The 13,137-nt window shown below is 71.1% G+C and carries 11 protein-coding genes and 1 pseudogene; 3 read left to right on the forward strand and 9 right to left on the reverse strand.

All coding sequences use genetic code 11. The annotated features are described in order from the left end of the window. The first annotated feature begins 1 nt into the window (after position 1). Positions 2–1,213 (forward strand): serine protease, encoded by a 1,212-nt coding sequence (locus ABZO29_RS13380; protein WP_367320413.1) that lies wholly within the window; start codon positions 2–4, stop codon positions 1,211–1,213. A gap of 72 nt (positions 1,214–1,285) precedes the next feature. Here ABZO29_RS13380 and hflX read toward each other — a convergent pair whose 3' ends face one another. The 6 genes from hflX to miaA form a co-directional block, all read right to left on the reverse strand. After that, a complete protein-coding gene (hflX, locus tag ABZO29_RS13385) occupies positions 1,286–2,779 on the reverse strand; it encodes a GTPase HflX (protein WP_367320414.1) in 1,494 nt (497 codons plus the stop codon). A gap of 134 nt (positions 2,780–2,913) precedes the next feature. Beyond that, positions 2,914–4,425, reverse strand: a complete 1,512-nt coding sequence (locus ABZO29_RS13390; RefSeq protein ID WP_367320415.1) for a M1 family metallopeptidase — start codon at positions 4,423–4,425, stop codon at positions 2,914–2,916. A gap of 122 nt (positions 4,426–4,547) precedes the next feature. Further along, the gene (locus ABZO29_RS13395) at positions 4,548–6,686 is read right to left on the reverse strand and encodes a bifunctional (p)ppGpp synthetase/guanosine-3',5'-bis(diphosphate) 3'-pyrophosphohydrolase (RefSeq protein WP_367320416.1); all 2,139 of its coding nucleotides are present in this window, start codon (positions 6,684–6,686) and stop codon (positions 4,548–4,550) included. A gap of 297 nt (positions 6,687–6,983) precedes the next feature. Further along, positions 6,984–7,877 (reverse strand): diaminopimelate epimerase, encoded by an 894-nt coding sequence (dapF, locus tag ABZO29_RS13400; protein ID WP_367320417.1) that lies wholly within the window; start codon positions 7,875–7,877, stop codon positions 6,984–6,986. Between the two features lie 46 nt (positions 7,878–7,923). Beyond that, complete coding sequence (locus tag ABZO29_RS13405; protein ID WP_367326124.1) at positions 7,924–8,427, reverse strand: hypothetical protein; 504 nt, start codon at positions 8,425–8,427, stop codon at positions 7,924–7,926. Between the two features lie 108 nt (positions 8,428–8,535). Further along, entirely contained in the window at positions 8,536–9,474 is a 939-nt protein-coding gene (miaA, locus tag ABZO29_RS13410) for a tRNA (adenosine(37)-N6)-dimethylallyltransferase MiaA (protein WP_367320418.1), read from the reverse strand. Between the two features lie 182 nt (positions 9,475–9,656). Between miaA and ABZO29_RS13415 the strand changes: the two genes are divergently transcribed. Then, positions 9,657–9,941 carry a hypothetical protein gene (locus ABZO29_RS13415; protein ID WP_367320419.1) on the forward strand — a complete coding sequence of 95 codons (285 nt, stop codon included), beginning with the start codon at positions 9,657–9,659 and terminating at the stop codon, positions 9,939–9,941. Positions 9,942–9,966: 25 nt separating this feature from the next. After that, entirely contained in the window at positions 9,967–10,236 is a 270-nt protein-coding gene (locus ABZO29_RS13420; protein WP_367320420.1) for an antitoxin, read from the forward strand. Between the two features lie 111 nt (positions 10,237–10,347). On the opposite strand, the gene ABZO29_RS13425 is transcribed toward ABZO29_RS13420, so the two are convergent. From ABZO29_RS13425 to ABZO29_RS13435, 3 genes and pseudogenes are all read right to left on the reverse strand, one after another. Beyond that, complete coding sequence (locus ABZO29_RS13425; RefSeq protein WP_367320421.1) at positions 10,348–11,067, reverse strand: class III extradiol dioxygenase subunit B-like domain-containing protein; 720 nt, start codon at positions 11,065–11,067, stop codon at positions 10,348–10,350. Between the two features lie 38 nt (positions 11,068–11,105). Further along, entirely contained in the window at positions 11,106–12,635 is a 1,530-nt protein-coding gene (gene miaB / locus ABZO29_RS13430; protein WP_367320422.1) for a tRNA (N6-isopentenyl adenosine(37)-C2)-methylthiotransferase MiaB, read from the reverse strand. 292 nt (positions 12,636–12,927) lie between these two features. After that, a pseudogene (locus ABZO29_RS13435) lies at positions 12,928–13,072 on the reverse strand (NAD(P)-binding protein); the annotation flags it as partial. Between the last annotated feature and the right edge of the window lie 65 nt (positions 13,073–13,137).

A 13,137-nucleotide genomic window follows, 5' to 3' on the forward strand; every position in this document is an offset into this window, starting at 1 on the left:
CATGTGTTCCACACCTACGCCCATCGCGCACCCGCGCGCCAGGCGACGCACTCTCCTCGCCGCCACCGGCCTCGTCGCCGCGCTGGCGCTCACCGCCACCGCCTGCGACGGCTCGGGCGACGACAGGAGGAGCGGCACGTCCGACGCCACCGCATCCCAGTCCGCGGACAGCGGCGACGGCAAGGTCCAGGTCCCGGCCGACATCGCGGGCAAGCTCAAGGAGCACGGCATCGATGTCGACAAGTGGAAGAACGGCGCCTGGAAGGACTGGGACAAGGACAAGTGGCTCAGTGAGGCCAAGGACTTCGTCAACCCGGTGATCGAGGGCCTCTGGAAGCCGGAGCGCATGAAGTCCGCGAAGGAGGCCAACAAGACCGTCACGACGAAGGACGCAGCCACCGACCAGGGCGTCAGCGATCCGGAACCGGCCCCCGTGGAGGCGGAGGCCGAGAAGACGCCGTACCACGAGAACGCGGCACCGGTCGGCAAGGTCTTCTTCGACTCGCCCGAGGGCACGATGGTCTGCTCGGGCACCGTCATCACGGACGTGAACCACCCCGGCAAGTCCAACCTCGTCTGGACGGCGGGCCACTGCGTGCACGCGGGTGGCGACGGAGGCTGGTACCGGAACATCGTCTTCGTCCCCGCCTACAACGACCTCGGCAAGTCCGAGGCGCGGCTGAGCAACGCGACCGCCGAGGAGATCGCCCCGTACGGCAACTGGTGGGCCGACTGGGCCTCCACCTCCAACGAGTGGATCCAGGGCGGCTCGGAGACCGGCGGCGCGGGTGCCGCGTACGACTTCGCGGTGCTGCACGTGAAGCCGGAGAACGGCTCCAAGTCCCTGGAGGAGACGCTCGGCGGGGCTCTGGACGTCGACTTCTCGGCCCCGGCCGCGACCGAGGTGGCCAAGATGGGTGCCTGGGGCTATCCGGCGGCACCCCCGTACAACGGTCTGAAGATGTTCAAGTGCATCGACCGGCCCGGCCGGCTCTCGCTGAGCACCTCCCTGCCGACGATGTACCGCATCGGCTGCACCATGACCGGCGGCTCGTCCGGCGGCGGCTGGTTCCGGGTGGTGGACGGCAGGACCGAGCTGGTCTCCAACACCTCGATCGGCCCGGCCGACAGCACATGGCTGGCGGGCCCGCAGCTCGGCAAGGAAGCCGAGGCGATGTACCAGAACATGAGCAAGAGGTACGGCGGTCAGTGACGCCGGAGATGCCGAAGGCCCGCCCCTCGCGAAAGGGGCGGGCCTTCGGGCTCTCGGTGAGCTACGACGGGCTCAGGCGGCAGGCGCCGGAACGTACGGCGCGAGATCCGCCGCCAGTTCCTCATGCACCCGCACCTTGAGCAGCGTGCCCTCCGGGGTGTGCTCCTCGGAGATCACTTCGCCCTCGGTGTGGGCGCGGGCGACCAGCTTGCCGAGCGTGTACGGCACGAGCGCCTCGATCTCGACCGACGGGCGCGGCAGCTCGTTGTCGATGAGCGCGAGCAACTCGTCGATGCCCTGACCGGTGCGGGCCGAGACCGCGATGGAGCGCTTCTCGATCCGCATCAGCCGCTGGAGCGTCAGCGGGTCGGCCGCGTCGGCCTTGTTGATCACGACGATCTCGGGTACGTCGATGGCGCCGACGTCCCTGATCACCTCGCGCACGGCGGCCAGCTGCTCCTCCGGGTTCGGGTGCGAGCCGTCCACCACGTGCAGGATCAGGTCGGACTCGCCGACCTCCTCCATGGTGGAGCGGAACGCCTCGACCAGGTGGTGCGGCAGGTGCCGTACAAAGCCGACGGTGTCGGCCAGGGTGTACAGCCGTCCGCCCGGGGTCTCGGCCCGGCGCACGGTCGGGTCGAGGGTCGCGAACAGGGCGTTCTCGACCAGGACACCCGCGCCCGTGAGGCGGTTGAGCAGGGAGGACTTGCCGGCGTTGGTGTAGCCCGCGATGGCGACCGAGGGCACCTTGTGGCGCTTGCGCTCCTTGCGCTTGATCTCGCGGCCGGTCTTCATCTCCGCGATCTCCCGGCGCATCTTCGCCATCTTCTCGCGGATCCGTCGCCGGTCCGTCTCGATCTTGGTCTCACCGGGACCACGGGTGGCGAGGCCGCCGCCCTTGCCGCCGCCCATCTGGCGGGACAACGACTGACCCCAGCCTCGCAGCCTCGGCAGCATGTACTGCATCTGCGCGAGCGCGACCTGCGCCTTGCCCTCTCGGGACTTGGCGTGCTGGGCGAAGATGTCGAGGATCAGGGCCGTACGGTCGATGACCTTGACCTTGACGACGTCCTCGAGGTGGATCAGCTGACCCGGGCTGAGCTCACCGTCGCAGATGACGGTGTCCGCGCCCGTTTCGAGGACGACGTCCCGCAGCTCGTCGGCCTTGCCGGAGCCGATGTAGGTCGCGGCGTCGGGCTTGTCCCGGCGCTGGATGACGCCGTCCAGCACGAGCGCGCCCGCGGTCTCCGCGAGCGCGGCGAGCTCCGCGAGGGAGTTCTCCGCGTCCTGCACGGTCCCCGTGGTCCAGACGCCGACGAGGACGACCCGCTCCAGGCGGAGCTGACGGTACTCGACCTCGGTGACGTCCTCGAGCTCGGTGGAGAGGCCCGCCACGCGGCGCAGGGCCGCGCGGTCGGAGCGGTCGAACTGGTCGCCGTCCCGCTCTCCGTCGATCTCGTGGCTCCAGGCGACGTCCTCTTCCATCAGGGCATCGGCCCGAAGTCCTTCGGGATAGTCGTGCGCGAGGCGCTTGGTGTCCTGGGAAGGGGAAGAAGAGGAGGTCATTGGGTCCTTACGTCGAAGGGGGTTCCGATTCGGCGGTCATTGTGCACAACGCACGAGCACCCCGGGAGATTCCCGTGCCCCGTGCCGCGCCGACCTGAAGATGGTCGCACGGGACGGGGCGTCTCGTCACCGTGTTATTTCGCGAGCCCCTCGGCGGCGGCGTCGGCGGGCACTTCGGCGGGCGGCACCGGCTTCCAGTCCGGGTGGCCGGGCATCGGCGGGGTCTTCTCGCCGTACAGCCAGCCCTGGAAGAAGGCGTCGAGGTTCCGCCCGGAGATCCGGGACGCCAGGTCGACGAAGTCGGCCGTGCTCGCGGTGCCGTCCCGGTGGTCACGCACCCAGACCCGCTCCAGTCGCTCGAAGGCCTTCCGGCCGATCTCCTGGCGCAGGGCGTACAGCACGAGCGCGGCGCCGTCGTAGACGTTCGGGCGGAAGATGCTGATCTTCTGGCCGGGAGCGGGTGCCTTGGGAGCCGCGGGCGGTCCGCCGGCCGCGCGCCAGCGGTCGGAGGCGCCGTACGCCGCCTTCATCCGCGCCTCCATCGTCCGGTGCGCCTTCTCCTCCGCGTACAGGGCCTCGTACCAGGTGGCGTGCCCCTCGTTGAGCCACAGGTCGGACCAGGTGCGCGGGCTGACGCTGTCGCCGAACCACTGGTGGGACAGCTCGTGCACCATGATCGACTCGACGTACCAGGCGGGGTAGGCGGGCTCGGTGAACAGTCCTCTCTCGAAGAGGGAGAGGGTCTGCGTCTCCAGTTCGAAGCCGGTGGAGGCTTCGGCGACGAGCAGTCCGTAGGTCTCGAACGGATAGGCGCCGACCTTGCTCTCCATCCAGGCGATCTGGTCGGGGGTCGTCTGCAGCCACGGTTCGAGCGAGTCGCGGTCCTTGGCGGGCACGACGTCCCTGACGGGCAGTCCGTGGGGGCCGGTGCGTCGCAGGACGCTCGAGCGGCCGATCGAGACCTGGGCCAGCTCGGTGGCCATGGGGTGCTGGGTGCGGTACGTCCACGTGGTCGCCCTGCCGACGCGGTCGACGTCGGCCGGCAGACCATTGGCCACGGCCGTGTAGCCGTTGGGCGCGGTGATCCGGATGGTGAACCTCGCCTTGTCCGACGGGTGGTCATTGCACGGGAACACCAGGTGCGCTGCGTCGGCCTGATTTGCCATGGCGAGACCGTCCGCGGTGGCCACCCAGCCGCCGTCCCGGCCGTCGGCGGGGACGGGGTCACTGGTGTGCCGCACGGTGATGCGCATCCAGCTGCCCTCGGGCAGCGGGGTCCGCGGTGTGACCACCAGGTCGTCGCCGGCGCCGGTGAAGGCGGCGGGCTCGCCGTCGACCTCGACCGAGCCCACCTTGCCGTGGGCGAAGTCCAGGTTGATGCGGTCCAGCGGGGTCGTGGTCCAGGCGTCGATCGTGGTGACCGCCTTGAGCGGCTTGCTGTTGCTGCCGGAATAGGTGAAGGAGAGGTCGTACGACGCCACGTCGTATCCCGGGTTGCCCAGGTACGGGAAGAGGCGGTCGCCGACGCCCAGCGGGGTCGCCGGGGCGCTCGCGGCGACGAGGCAGACGGAGACGGCGGAGGCGAGCAGTGCGGTCGCTTTCAGCCGTCGGGGGGTCCTGGCACGGAGGCGGGGGGTGAGCAGCATGGACCACCGCTACCAGCGCGCGCGTGCCGTACGGCGACGGCGCGCGTTCGGCCCACTCGATCGGGTACGTCCGGGCGGCGTGAGGCGGTGCGGTTCGCGGGTGTGCCCGGCGTTGCCCGCGGCTATCTCCCCGGCGTCTGCGCCCGGCTCACGTCGTACACCCCCGGCACGTTCCGCATCGCGCGCATCAGGGCGGGCAGGTGGGCCGCGTCCGGGAGTTGGACGGTGTAGGTGTGGCGTACGCGCTGCTGGCTCGGGGGTTCGACGGTCGCCGAGACGATTTCCGCGCCCTCCAGGGCCATCGCTTCCGTGAGGTCCGCGAGGAGATGAGCGCGCCCGAACGATTCGGCGACCAGGGTGACCCGGCACTCGGCGGTGTCGCCCCAGCTCACGCCGACCTCCGCGCGCCCCGCTTCCTTCATCCGTCCCACCGCGGCGCACTCGACGCGGTGGACGGTCACCACTCCCCCGCGCACGGTGAAGCCGGTGACCTCGTCCGGCGGGACGGGAGTGCAGCAGCCGGCGAGCCGTACGGTGGCACCCGGTCGGTCGAGGACGACGTTCGCGGCGTCGTGCCGGCCGACGGGGCCGTCGCCAAGGGGACGCAGGGCCACGGGTGACGCGCCACCGCCCTCGGCGGCCTCGGTCTCCTGCGGTTCGTCGTGCGCCGGGTGGGCCGCGATCCACCGTTGGATGGCGATCCGTGCGGCCGGTGTGTGGGCGTGCTCCAGCCACTCCCGGGACGGCTCCGAGGCGGGGTCCTGGCCCATGAGGAGCTGGACGGTGTCGCCGTCCCGCAGGACGGTGCTCAGCGTCGCCAGGCGGCCGTTGACGCGGGCGCCGATGCACGCGTGCGCGTCCTCGCCGTACTGCGCGTACGCGGCGTCCACACAGGTCGCTCCCTCGGGCAGGCCCAGCGTGCCGCCGTCGGGCCGGAAGACGGTGATCTCGCGGTCCTGGGCCAGGTCCTCGCGCAGGGTCGACCAGAACGTGTCGGGGTCGGGCGCGGCCTCCTGCCAGTCGAGGAGGCGGGAGAGCCAGCCGGGCCGGGTGGGGTCCGCGCGCTCGCCGTCGACGGGCTCCTCCGAAGGCGGAGCGTAGGGATTGCCGAGCGCGACGACGCCGGCCTCGGCGACCTTGTGCATCTGGTGGGTGCGGATGAGGACTTCGCCGACCTGGCCGTCCTCGCGGGCGACCGCCGTGTGCAGCGACTGGTACAGGTTGAACTTGGGGACGGCGATGAAGTCCTTGAACTCCGAGACGACGGGCGTCATACAGGTGTGCAGTTCGCCGAGGACGGCGTAACAGTCGGCGTCGTCGTTGACCAGCACCAGCAGACGGCCGAAGTCGGCGCCGCGCAGTCGGCCCCGCTTGCGGGCGACGCGGTGCAGGGAGACGAAATGCCGCGGCCGGATGAGGACTTCCGCCTGGATCCCGGCGTCACGCAGGACCGTGCGCATCTCGTCGGCCATCTCGGCGAGCGGGTCGTCCGCGCGGGAGGCGTTGTCGACGATCAGCCCGCGCGTGTGCTCGTACTCCTCGGGGTGGAGGATCGCGAAGACGAGGTCCTCCAGTTCGGTCTTGAGCGCCTGGACGCCGAGCCGTTCGGCGAGCGGGATGAGGACGTCGCGGGTGACCTTGGCGATGCGCGCCTGCTTCTCCGGGCGCATCACGCCGAGGGTGCGCATGTTGTGCAGCCGGTCCGCGAGTTTGATCGACATCACGCGGACGTCGCTGCCGGTGGCGACGAGCATCTTGCGGAAGGTCTCCGGCTCGGCTGCCGCGCCGTAGTCGACCTTCTCCAGCTTGGTGACACCGTCGACGAGGTAACGGACCTCCTCGCCGAACTGCTCGCGGACCTGATCGAGCGTCACGTCGGTGTCCTCGACGGTGTCGTGCAGCAGAGAGGCCGTCAAGGTGGTGGTCTCCGCGCCCAGTTCGGCGAGGATCAGGGTCACGGCCAGGGGATGCGTGATGTACGGCTCGCCGCTCTTGCGCATCTGGCCGCGGTGCGAGGACTCGGCCAGGACGTAGGCCCGGCGCAGCGGTTCGATGTCGGCGTCGGCGTGGTGGGCGCGGTGGGCGTCGACGACGTGTCCGATCGCGTCGGGCAGCCGGTCGCGGGAGGCGGAGCCGAGCAGGGCGGCCCTGCCCAGTCGGCGCAGGTCGATCCTGGCCCGGGCCTTCCTGCGGGGCACCGCAGGCGTCACAGCTTCCACTACTGGACCTGGGGTCGCAGGATTCGTGGCCTCCGCACTCATGGGCACCTCCGGCTGCGTGGACCGGCGGACGGAGTGCCCATGGCGGACACGGCTCAGGGGGTGGCAACGGTCCCCCGTCCGGGCCGGTGCTTGATGCTACCGAGCCCACCACGCGCGACTGACCGCCTCTCCCCGAGCGTGAAACGGATCACCCATTCGAGCGACGCTTTGGGGGTTTACGGTTTTGCGCCATGTGACATGGAGTCAGCCGCACTCTCGAAACCCGCATCCAGACCCGGGGGTTGCCTTGCTCACGACTCGGCCGCCCGGACCTCCGATACGAAGCTTTCGCTCCCGTCAGCGAACCGACGTTTCCAGCCACTCCGCGTCGATCTCGCCCTCGGCGACGATCACCGCGGGGCCGGTCATCTCGATCTCGCCGTCGGGCCGCTCGGTGATCACCAGACGGCCGCCCAGGACGTCGACGGTGTACGTCGCCGGAGTCCCGGTGGCCGTCGGGTCGGCACCGTCCCGCCGCGCGGCCGCCACGGCGACGGCGCACGCGCCCGTGCCGCACGAGCGGGTCTCGCCGGCGCCGCGCTCGTGCACGCGCATCGCGACGTGCCGGGGGCCGCGATCGACGACGAACTCGACGTTGACCCCGTCCGGGTAGGCGGAGGCAGGGCTGAAGGGCGGGGCGGAGAACAGGTCCCCGGCGTGTGTGAGATCGTCCACGAAGGCGACCGCGTGGGGGTTGCCCATGTTCACGTTCCGCGCGGGCCAGCTGCGCTCGCCCACGCTCACCGTGACGTCCCCTTCGGGGAGGCGTGCCTTGCCCATGCCGACGGTGATGTCGCCCGCGGTGGAGCCGCCGTGGGATGCGGTCTTCGCGATGTGCACGGTCTTCACGCCCCCGCGCGTGGCGACCGCGAGGTCGCCCTCCCCCACGTGCCCGGCGCGCTGGAGGTAGCGCGCGAACACCCGCACGCCGTTGCCGCACATCTCCGCGATCGAGCCGTCGCCATTGCGGTAGTCCATGAACCACTCGGCCTCGGCCGCCATGTCCTGGGCCTCGGGGTGCGCCGCGGACCGCACGACGTGCAGCAGTCCGTCACCGCCGATGCCCGCACGGCGGTCGCACAGGGCGGCCACCGCGGCCGGGGGCAGGTCGATGGCGTTCTCCGGGTCCGGGACGATCACGAAGTCGTTCTCGGTGCCGTGACCCTTGAGGAAGGCGATCCGCGTGCTCATTCCTCGATCGTACGGGGTGGGTACGACAACCCGTCGCGCACCGGCGTCAGCGCAGGCGGGCGACCCGCCACACGGCCAGCACCACCACAGCGGCGACCATCACGGCGTACGCCAGTACGACCCGCCAGTCCGGGCGGCGCCCGGAGCCGCGCGGGGGCAGGCCCGGCCAGGTGTACCCCACCCGGCGCGCGGCCATCATGCCCCAGCCCGCCGCACAGGAGCAGATCAGCAGCCCCAGCATGGCGATCACCGCCCCGCTGTCTCCGAAGTCGAAGGCCAGCGGGAAGGCGAACATCAGGGAGCCGGTCGCGGCCAGGGCCACGATGGGAGCGAGCTGCCAGATGCGCAGCCGGCGCTGCGGGCGCAGCTCGACCTCGACCTCGGGGCCACCCGCGAACATCTCCTCGGGCTCGGGCCCGTCGTCGGTGACGCCACCCTGGGTGTCGTCCGGCCCGTCGGGGCTCAGACGCTCGTCACCCCGCTCCGGCTCAGCACTGCCGGTGGTGACTGACTCGGTGCCTTCTGCGGTGTCGCGAGGGCCGGCCTCCATCGCCACGCGCCCTCCCAACTCGGACTCCACTTGGTCGATCGAAGCTCGATGATGGCACGGTGTCGGAGGCCCGGACGGCGGCCTGGGCGTCCCGATGCAATGACGTGATCAGGCTGTAACCGGTCGGGCGACCAACGCCAGCGCGAGCTGCGGAAGTTCTGTGAGGTCCGCCGCAGCCCCACTCAACCAGTGCACCCGCGGATCGCGCCTGAACCACGAATCCTGACGGCGCGCGAAGCGCTTGGTGGCCCGGACGGTCTCCGCGCGCGCCTCCTCCTGCGTGCACTCCCCGGCGAGCGCGTCGAGCACCTGCTGGTAGCCGAGCGCGCGCGACGCCGTACGCCCTTCGCGCAACCCCTGGGCCTCCAGTGCGCGGACCTCGTCCACCAGCCCGGCGTCCCACATCCGGTCGACCCGTCGGGCGATGCGCTCGTCGAGCTCGGGGCGGGCCACGTCGACGCCGATCTGGACCGTGTCGTAGACGGAGTCGTGGCCCGGGAGGTTGGCAGTGAAGGGCTTGCCGGTGATCTCGATCACTTCGAGGGCCCGGACGATACGGCGGCCGTTGCTGGGCAGGATCGCCTGCGCGGCCTCGGGATCGGCGGCGGCCAGCCGGGCGTGCAGCGCGCCGGAGCCACGCAGCGTGAGCTCCTCCTCGAGCCGGGCCCGGACCTCGGGGTCGGTACCGGGGAACTCCAGGTTGTCGACGGCCCCGCGGACGTACAGCCCGGAGCCGCCGACCAGGATCGGCCAGCGCCCCTCGGCGAGCAGCGCGTCGATCCGCTCCCGCGCGAGCCGCTGGTACTCGGCGACGGACGCCGTGACGGTCACGTCCCAGATGTCCAGGAGATGATGCGGGACCCCGCCGCGTTCCTCGGGCGTCAGCTTGGCGGTGCCGATGTCCATCCCTCGGTAGAGCTGCATGGAGTCGGCGTTGACGACGTCGCCGCCGAGCTGCCGGGCCAGGAAGACGCCCAGATCGGACTTTCCGGCCGCGGTGGGTCCGACGACGGCGATGACACGGGGGGCGGAAGGTGCGCTGCTCACCGCATCAGTGTCCCAAACCTCGCACCCCGGCCTCGAACGAGTTACGTGACGAAGCGGGTCGGGGGTCGTTGCCCGTTGCGAGGTTTCCGCCGCCGTTTCGCAGACGCGGCGAGCCGGGTGACGCAAACGGACGCACCGGGCGACGCGGGATTTCGTCCGCACGAGTAGCATATGGAGTGGATATGGGCGTTTTTGCGCGACTTCTCCGGAGGTCGAAGGCGACGGAGGAGGCGTCAACCGCCGAGGCACAGACCGCCACACCGGCGGCCCCGCCCACGGCGGGGGACGGTGTGACGGACGAGCCCGCGGAGGCGGGGCAGGCGAAGGGGTCGGCGGAGTCCGAGGACGCGGTGGAGGAAGCGACGGAGGCCGTCGCGGAAGCCGCTGCCGAGGCCGTGGACATCCCGAAGCAGCAGTCCGCCGAGGAGGCGGCCGACAGTGAGGCCGGCGAGGGCGCCCGCACGTGAGTGGACCCGCGAGGGAAGGTGACCCATGGGTCTTTTGCACAATTTGAAGGCCAAGCTCTCCCCGGCCAAGGACAAGGTCTCGGACCTCGCGCAACAGCACGGGGGCAAGATCACACACGGCCTGGACAAGGCCGCCAAGGTCGTCGACGAGAAGACCAAGGGCAAGTACAGCGACAGGATCCATACGGGCACCGGCAAGGCCAAGGGCGCCATGGACCGCCTCGCGCACAAGGGCGACACCTCAGCGGGTGGCGACACCTTCACGCCGCCGGACTCCCCACCGCCGGCTTCCTGAAGGGCACATCGATCGGCGGACGGCCGCGAAGCACGACGACTCGCGGCCGTCCGCCGTTTCACCGGCTGTACGACACGGCCGTCGACGCCCCCGGATGCGGTCCGGGCCGGCCTACGACCACGTCGCGACCAGGTATCCCACGCCGTACGGCGCGTCCTCGTACAGCAGCGCGCCGGAGAGCCCCGTGTCCTCGGCGGCGCCCGCGAGCACCTGCCAGGGAGCCCGGCCCGACGCCTTCAGCTCGTGAGCCAGCCCGGCGTCGAGCGCTTTGACCGCCGCGATGTCCGCCTCACCCAGCGCACGCGCGACCTCCGCGTCGAAGGGCGCCGCCCGCTCGTCGAGGTAGCCCGGCGCCTTCAGCGTCCGGCACGCGCTGGCGTCGCCCATCACCAGCAGTGCCACCCGCCCGGCCCGTCCGCCGATTTCCCTTCCGACTTCGATACACCGCTCGGCCTCGAGAGGTTCCCCCACGCCGAGTCCCACGATCGGGGCATCGGACCAGCCGGTCCGCCCCAGCAGCCACGCGGCCACCGCGAGCGAGGGCGGCAGCTCCCGCTCGGATGCCGCGTCTGCGCCCTCCTCCGGGCCCAGCGTCACATCGAGATCCACGCCGAAGCCCCGGAACGAGCCCCGCGCACCCTGCGGATAGGGCCCACGTCCGCTCTGTTCGGCGGGCCCGACCACCACCAGCCGGTCCGGCCGGGCGGCAGCGAGCACGCCCAGCGCGTCCGTGCAGGCGGCACGCGCTGCGTCCAGCTCGGGCGCGGCGCCCGCGGCGACCTCGGGCACGAGGAGAGGCGGGCAGGGGCAGACTGCTGCGGCGACAAGCATGATCGGCAGGGTAACCCCGGGGGCCTTCGGCAGGAGCGTCAGTCGCAGCCGCAGGCGCTGCCCGTGGCGACGGGCAGCGGCTCGGGGACGCCGATCTTCGGCAGGCCGAGCATCACGCCCGCAGGCGCGGCCGCCTTCTCGACGTTCCGCTTCTCCCAGGCGTCCCCCGCGCGCGTGCGGCGCACGTCCAGGACGGCGGCCTCGGCGAGGAGGTGGTGCGGGGCGGCGTACGTGATCTCGACCGTGACGACGTCGCCGGGGCGCACCTCCTGCTCCGGCTTGGTGAAATGGACCAGGCGGTTGTCGGGGGCACGGCCGGAGAGCCGGTGGGTGACGCCGTCCTTGCGGCCCTCGCCCTCGGCGACCATGAGTTCGAGCGTGCGGCCGACCTGCTTCTTGTTCTCCTCCCAGGAGATCTCCTCCTGGAGGGCGACGAGACGCTCGTAACGCGCCTGGACGACCTCCTTGGGGATCTGGTTCTCCATGGTCGCCGCCGGGGTGCCGGGCCGCTTGGAGTACTGGAAGGTGAACGCCTGCGCGAACCGCGCCTCGCGCACCACGTGCAGGGTCTGCTCGAAGTCCTCCTCGGTCTCGCCGGGGAAGCCCACGATGATGTCGGTGGTGATCGCGGCGTGCGGGATGGCCGCGCGGACCTTCTCGATGATCCCGAGGTAACGCTCCTGCCGGTAGGAGCGGCGCATCGCCTTCAAGACCGTGTCCGAGCCGGACTGCAGCGGCATGTGCAGCTGGGGCATCACGTTCGGCGTCTCGGCCATGGCGGCGATCACGTCGTCCGTGAAGTCGCGCGGGTGCGGGGACGTGAAGCGGACGCGCTCCAGGCCCTCGATGGTGCCGCAGGCCCGCAGCAGCTTGCTGAACGCCTCACGGTCTCCGATGTCGGAGCCGTACGCGTTCACGTTCTGCCCGAGCAGCGTGATCTCGGAGACGCCCTCGGCGACCAGGGCCTCGATCTCGGCGAGGATGTCGCCGGTGCGGCGGTCCTTCTCCTTGCCGCGCAGCGCCGGGACGATGCAGAAGGTGCACGTGTTGTTGCAGCCGACGGAGATGGAGACCCAGGCCGCGTAGGCGCTCTCGCGGCGGGTGGGCAGCGTGGAGGGGAAGGCCTCGAGCGACTCGGCGATCTCGACCTGGGCCTCTTCCTGCACGCGGGCACGCTCGAGCAGCACCGGCAGCTTGCCGATGTTGTGCGTGCCGAAGACGACGTCCACCCAGGGCGCCTTCTTCACGATGGTGTCCCGGTCCTTCTGCGCCAGACAGCCGCCGACCGCGATCTGCATGCCCGGTCGCACGGCCTTCTTCGGTGCGAGGCGGCCGAGGTTGCCGTACAGCCGGTTGTCGGCGTTCTCCCGTACCGCGCAGGTGTTGAAGACCACCACGTCCGCGTCGCCGTCCGACCCCTCGGGCGCACGCACGTAACCGGCTTCCTCCAGCAGTCCGGACAATCGCTCGGAATCGTGGACGTTCATCTGGCACCCGTAGGTACGGATTTCGTATGTCTTGGATGATCGAACGTCCACTGCCGGGCTCCGGTCGCTGCTGCTGGTCATGGGTCAAGGGTAGGTGCTGTCGAGGGCCCTGTGCTCAGCGCTTCCTTCACCGGTGCCCCATGCCCGCCCGCGCCCTGGGTTCTGGGCACAGCCGAATGCCGGACCTTCTTCGACGGCCCACTTACGAGCCTCGGCAGAAGACGACAGAGCGAGGGTCCTGAGCCGTCTCGCGCATGGGGTGCAGCGTGCCCGGCGGCGGCCGTGGTGGCGGCCGCCGCAGCCGGTCCCCGAGGCCGACGGCACGCGCCGGGGTGCACCGCTGCCGGGCTCAGCGCGAACGGGGGCTTCGCACCAGGTCCACCGGCGTGCCGGCAATCTGCCCGGCGCGCGGCTTGCCGCCCAGCCGTCCCGATACCTCCAGCAGGGTCACGTGCATGCCCGTCCCGGTGAGCCGGTGGACGGGCGGCGAGGCCGGAGATCCCTCCGCCGACGACGATGGCGCGAACAGCCCCCGGTGCGAATTCGGTGGGTGGAGGTGTTGTTCGCAGGGGCTCCTTCGCGG

Source organism: Streptomyces sp. HUAS ZL42, from assembly GCF_040782645.1.
In the GTDB taxonomy this organism is placed as follows: Bacteria; Actinomycetota; Actinomycetes; order Streptomycetales; family Streptomycetaceae; genus Streptomyces.

Excerpts from the sequence above, each read along its gene's own strand:
- ABZO29_RS13380 (WP_367320413.1), top strand. The coding sequence starts at position 2 with ATGTGTTCCACACCTACGCCCATCGCGCACCCGCGCGCCAGGCGACGC.
- hflX (WP_367320414.1), bottom strand. The coding sequence starts at position 2,779 with ATGACCTCCTCTTCTTCCCCTTCCCAGGACACCAAGCGCCTCGCGCAC.
- ABZO29_RS13390 (WP_367320415.1), bottom strand. The coding sequence starts at position 4,425 with ATGCTGCTCACCCCCCGCCTCCGTGCCAGGACCCCCCGACGGCTGAAA.
- ABZO29_RS13395 (WP_367320416.1), bottom strand. The coding sequence starts at position 6,686 with ATGAGTGCGGAGGCCACGAATCCTGCGACCCCAGGTCCAGTAGTGGAA.
- dapF (WP_367320417.1), bottom strand. The coding sequence starts at position 7,877 with ATGAGCACGCGGATCGCCTTCCTCAAGGGTCACGGCACCGAGAACGAC.
- ABZO29_RS13405 (WP_367326124.1), bottom strand. The coding sequence starts at position 8,427 with ATGGAGGCCGGCCCTCGCGACACCGCAGAAGGCACCGAGTCAGTCACC.
- ABZO29_RS13415 (WP_367320419.1), top strand. The coding sequence starts at position 9,657 with ATGGGCGTTTTTGCGCGACTTCTCCGGAGGTCGAAGGCGACGGAGGAG.
- ABZO29_RS13420 (WP_367320420.1), top strand. The coding sequence starts at position 9,967 with ATGGGTCTTTTGCACAATTTGAAGGCCAAGCTCTCCCCGGCCAAGGAC.
- ABZO29_RS13425 (WP_367320421.1), bottom strand. The coding sequence starts at position 11,067 with ATGCTTGTCGCCGCAGCAGTCTGCCCCTGCCCGCCTCTCCTCGTGCCC.
- miaB (WP_367320422.1), bottom strand. The coding sequence starts at position 12,635 with ATGACCAGCAGCAGCGACCGGAGCCCGGCAGTGGACGTTCGATCATCC.